Below are 4,508 nucleotides of genomic sequence, written 5' to 3'. Positions count from 1 at the left end.
CGCGCTTCATCGATCCACCGGGCGCGGTAACGGTGGATGAAAACGGCGTCATCCCCCTACGGCGCCTGGACCAGGGGGCTGCCCCTCGCCATCGGACGGCCGTGTCAGCCGGCGATCAGTGCCCTGGCGGCTTCGCGGTGGCGGGCGATCAGCGCCGGCAGGTCGAGGCCTTCGACCTGGCCGTCGATCACCCGCCACTGGCCGCCGACCATCACCCGGTCGGCGCGGTCGGCGCCGCACAGCAGCAGCGCCGAGAGCGGGTCGTGGCTGCCGGAGAAGCGCAGTTCGTCGAGTTTGAACAGCGCAAGGTCCGCCTGCTTGCCCAGCGCCAGCTCACCGATGTCGTGGCGTCCGAGCAGCTTCGCCGAACCGCGCGTGGCCCAACCCAGCGCCAGTTCCGGGGTTATTCGCTCGGCGCCGTAGCGCAGGCGCTGCAGGTACAGCGCCTGCTTGGCCTCGAGGATCATGTTGGAAGCGTCGTTGGAGGCCGAACCGTCGACGCCCAGGCCGATCGGCGCGCCGGCCGCTTCCAGTTCGACGGTCGGGCAGATGCCCGAAGCCAGGCGCATGTTCGAGCTCGGGCAATGGCAGATGCCGGTGCCGGCGGCGCCGAGGCGGGCGATCTCGTCCGGGTTGAAGTGGATGCCGTGGGCCAGCCAGGTGCGCGGGCCGAGCCAGCCGACGCTGTCCAGATAGTCCACGGTGCGCAGGCCGAAGCGCTGCAGGCAGAAGTCCTCCTCGTCCAGCGTCTCGGCGAGGTGGGTGTGCAGGCGCACGTCCTCGGCCTCGGCCAGCGCGGCGCTGGCGCTCATGATCTCGGTGGTCACCGAGAACGGCGAGCAGGGCGCCAGGGCGATCTGCACCCGGGCGCCGTCGCCGCGCTCGTGGTAGCGGCGGATCAGCCGCAGGCTGTCGTCGAGGATCACCTGGCCCTGCTGCACCGTCTGCTGCGGCGGCAGGCCGCCGTCCTTCTCGCCGAGGCTCATCGAGCCACGGGTGAGCATGGCGCGCATGCCCAGCGCGCGGACCGCCTCGACCTGCACGTCGATGGCCTCTTCCAGGCCGTCGGGGAACAGGTAGTGATGGTCCGCCGCGGTGGTGCAGCCGGAGAGCAGCAGCTCGGTCAGCGCCACCGTGCTGGCCACCGCGAGCTTTTCCGGTGTCAGCCGCGCCCACACCGGGTAGAGCGTCTTCAGCCAGGGGAACAGCGGCTGGTTGACCACCGGCGCCCAGGCGCGGGTGAGCGTCTGGTAGAAGTGATGGTGGGTGTTGATCAGCCCCGGCAACACGACGTGCTCGCGGGCGTCGAAGACCTGCCCGCAGGGCGCGGCGGGCGCTTCCCCGGCGGCCAGCAGTTGCACGATGACGCCGTCCTCGATCACCAGGCCGCCGGTGGCGGTGGAGGTCGTGGCGGTGAACAGGGCGAGGGGGTTCTTGATCCAGATGCGGGTAGCAGCCATGGGCCGGCTCCTCTGACGTGTAGGTTCAGGTTAGCCAGCTCAGTTTTCCTGTCTGCTGATCCAGGTGCCTTCTTGGTGGAGGGCGCGGCGAAGATAAGGGCTTCGCCGCGCGTTGTCATCCCTTGGCGGCGGCCCTTTCACTGGCGGGCGATCAGCGGCGGGTCCGTCCCAGGGGCCTGTGCGGCGCGTTGCGCGCATTCGGTGAAGGCGCGCGCGTTGCAGGTGCGGCAGATCGCCGAGTCCAGGTGCGGGTAGATCGCCTTCAGCGCCTGGTCCTTGGAGGCGAACACGTGGTCGCGGCCGAGGCGGCCGAGCAGCCCGCTGCGGGCGAACAGCTCCAGCACCGGCGCGCGCGGGCGGTGGAAGTACAGGTCGCCGCCCGCGCTGCGGCGCTGCTTGAGTTCGTGTTCCCAGAGGTCGTTGCCGGCCAGGTCGATGAAATTCATGCTCTTGGTCATGAACAGCGCGTGCTTCTGCTGCGGGTGCCGGTCGCGGAACTGCTGCAGGTAGTCGCCGACGTGCGCGGCGGCGCCGAAGAAGATCGAGCCTTCGATGCGCACCAGCTTGAGCTGCGGGCACTCCTCCGGCACCGGATGCAGGTCTTCCAGCGGCGTGAAGCGGCGGCCCGGATCGTTCGGGTCGGGCAGCAGCACGCGCACCGCCGGATGTGCCGAGCGGTACAGGTAGACCATCAGCGAGACCAGTGTGCCGAGCAGCACCGCGCGGTCAAGCGGGATGGTCAGGGTCGCCATGAAGGTCACCGCGGCCACCAGCGCCTCGCTGCGGCTGGTGCGCAGGACGTGCCGCCAGCGCGCCCCGTCGACCAGGTTCCAGGCCACCAGCAGCAGCATCGCGGCAATCGCCGCCAGCGGAATCTGCGCAATCAGGGCGCCACCGAAACTCACCAGCAGGACCAGCAGCAGTGCCGAGAACACCGCCGCCAGCGGCGTGCGCGCGCCGGCCTCGTAGCTGGGCAGCGAGCGGTTCAGCGAGCCGCAGGACACGTAGGAGGAGAAGAAGCCGCCGATGCCGTTGGCCAGGCCCTGGCCGATGAACTCGCGGTTGACGTCGATGCGCTGCCCTGAGCGCTGCGCCAGCGCCTTGCTGATCGACAGCGACTGGCCCAGCGCGACCAGAGTCAGCGCCACGGCGATCGACGACAGGTTGGCGAGGTCGGTGAAACCGACGTCCGGCAAATGGAACGGCGGCAGCGCCGAGGGCATCGCGCCCACCGTGCTGATGCCGGCGTGCAGGCCGGGCTTCAGCCAGTCGATGACGAACGCCGCCAGGCAACCCGCCAGCAGCCCCACCAGCATGTACGGCCAGCGCGGCCGCAGCCGGCGCAGCAGCAGGGTCGCGCCGAGCGAGAGCAGGCCGATGCCCAGCGTCGGCCAGTGAATGGCGCTCGGGTGCTGGAGGATGTAGTGCAGCAGGAAGTACGGCGAGCCGTCGCGCGGCAGCACGATGCCGAAGAAATCCTTGAGCGAGTACAGGCCGATCAGCACCGCCGCGCCGGACATGAACCCCAGCAGCACCGAGGGCGAGATGAAATTGGCCAGCGCGCCGAGGCGGAAGGCGCCGACCAGCAGCTGCAGCAGGCCGACCATCACCGTCACCGCCAGGGCCAGGTCGATGTACTGCGGCGTGCCGGCCAGCGCCAGCGGCGACAGCGCGGCGAACAGGGCGAGCGAGTTGGCGTTGTTCGGTCCCGTCACCACGTGCCGGCTGGAGCCGAACAGCGCCGCGATGATGCACGGCAGCACCGCGCCATACACGCCGTACTGCGGCGGCAGCCCGGCCAGGGTGGCGAAGGCGACGCCCTGCGGCAGCGCCAACACCGCGCCGAGCAGGCCGGCGCCGAGGTCCGGGCCCCAGCTGCTGCGGTTTACCGCTCGCAGCCAGGGGAACAGCTTGATCAGGCTTTCCAGGGTAGTGCCCTCGTCTGCGTCTGGCCGTCGTTGGCCTCGACTGTGGGAGCGGGTTGCGTGGCGATCGTTCCGTACCGGCGCATTCAGCCCGGCCCTTCGTCACGGCCCAGCGGGCAGTCGTTGCCCAGGCGTTTCTGCAATTCCGCGCGCAGTTGCTGCAGCTCGTCGATCTGCTGGTCGACCCGCGCCAGCTTGTCGCCAAGCAGGACGCGCACGGCGGCGTCCGGGTCGCTGGCGCACTGCACGCCGGCCAGGTTGCTGCCGATCTCGGCCAGGCTGAAACCCAGGCGTTGCGCGGTCTTGATGTAGAGCACCAGCTCGCGGGCCTGCAGCGGGTAGTCGCGATAGCCGTTGGCGCTGCGGCGCGAACCGATCAGCCCGAGGCGTTCGTAGAAACGCAGGCTGTCGCGGCTCACCGCGGTGCTTTGCGCCAGTTCGCCGATGCGCATGGCGGGACTCCGGAAAAGGGCTTGACCCTGGAGCTTACTCCAGGCTCCAGGCTGCGCGCTCTTTCATCCGAGGATTCGCCCATGTGGAGCACGCAACACTATCGCCAACTGGTTCGCGCCAGCGCCTGGTACGATCTGATCGTCAGCGCCGCCTTCGCCACGCCCTGGACCTTCGTCCTGCTGCACGGCGCCCTGGCGGCCATCGCCGCGCGTTTCGGGATTCCCGGCGAGCTGGGCGAATTCGGGCCTGTGCAGCTGCTGATGGCCAACCTGATGGGCTCGATCGTCTGCGTCTGGGCAGTGCTGCGCATCCGCGATCCGCAGGTGCGCCTGGGCCGCTACGACGCCGCCGGGCGGGTGCTGTTCGCGCTCTGGCAGGCCTACGCCCTGAGCCAGGGCGCGAGCCTGATCCTGCTGCCGTTCCTGCTCGCGGAGATCGCCTGGGGCGTGGCGCAGCTGCTGCCGCTGCGCACCTCGAAGCCATAGGGGCGCCGCGCGTACCGGCGGAACGCGGAAGGTGCGCATGGCGCACCCTACGGCCAGCCCCGGAGGATGTATCGAGGCGCGCAGTGCGCGACAACTCGCCCCACCCTACATTGGCGTCGTAAATGCGCAGGGTGGGCCGCGCGCACCGGCAGACCGGCGAAGCTGCGCAAGGCACCCCCTACGGC

General features: G+C 70.0%; 4 protein-coding genes. 1 reads left to right on the top strand and 3 read right to left on the bottom strand.

Features of this window, described 5'->3' with window-relative positions; translation table 11 throughout:
- Nucleotides 1–104 precede the first annotated feature (104 nt).
- The 3 genes from B3E91_RS10785 to B3E91_RS10775 form a co-directional block, all read right to left on the bottom strand.
- Nucleotides 105–1,460 carry an 8-oxoguanine deaminase gene (locus B3E91_RS10785; protein ID WP_287029413.1) on the bottom strand — a complete coding sequence of 452 codons (1,356 nt, stop codon included), beginning with the start codon at nt 1,458–1,460 and terminating at the stop codon, nt 105–107.
- A 137-nt stretch (nt 1,461–1,597) separates the two neighbouring features.
- Nucleotides 1,598–3,358: a SulP family inorganic anion transporter gene (locus B3E91_RS10780; protein WP_287029492.1), complete on the bottom strand. Its 1,761-nt coding sequence runs from the start codon at nt 3,356–3,358 to the stop codon at nt 1,598–1,600.
- Nucleotides 3,359–3,471: 113 nt separating this feature from the next.
- Complete coding sequence (locus B3E91_RS10775; protein ID WP_287029412.1) at nt 3,472–3,837, bottom strand: MerR family DNA-binding protein; 366 nt, start codon at nt 3,835–3,837, stop codon at nt 3,472–3,474.
- A gap of 81 nt (nt 3,838–3,918) precedes the next feature.
- On the opposite strand from B3E91_RS10775, the gene B3E91_RS10770 reads away from it, so the two are divergent.
- Nucleotides 3,919–4,323, top strand: a complete 405-nt coding sequence (locus tag B3E91_RS10770) for a hypothetical protein (RefSeq protein WP_287029410.1) — start codon at nt 3,919–3,921, stop codon at nt 4,321–4,323.
- The last annotated feature ends 185 nt before the right edge of the window (nt 4,324–4,508 follow it).

This window comes from Pseudomonas sp. UBA6310, assembly GCF_002438225.1.
GTDB classification, from domain to species: domain Bacteria; phylum Pseudomonadota; class Gammaproteobacteria; order Pseudomonadales; family Pseudomonadaceae; genus Pseudomonas_O; species Pseudomonas_O kuykendallii.
The sequence above is the reverse complement of the archived record's forward strand: the minus strand, read 5'-3'. Positions and strand labels throughout refer to the sequence as shown.

What these genes read in the sequence shown, in the direction of transcription:
- B3E91_RS10775 (WP_287029412.1), bottom strand. Translation starts at nt 3,837, where the DNA reads ATGCGCATCGGCGAACTGGCGCAAAGCACCGCGGTGAGCCGCGACAGC.
- B3E91_RS10785 (WP_287029413.1), bottom strand. Translation starts at nt 1,460, where the DNA reads ATGGCTGCTACCCGCATCTGGATCAAGAACCCCCTCGCCCTGTTCACC.
- B3E91_RS10770 (WP_287029410.1), top strand. Translation starts at nt 3,919, where the DNA reads ATGTGGAGCACGCAACACTATCGCCAACTGGTTCGCGCCAGCGCCTGG.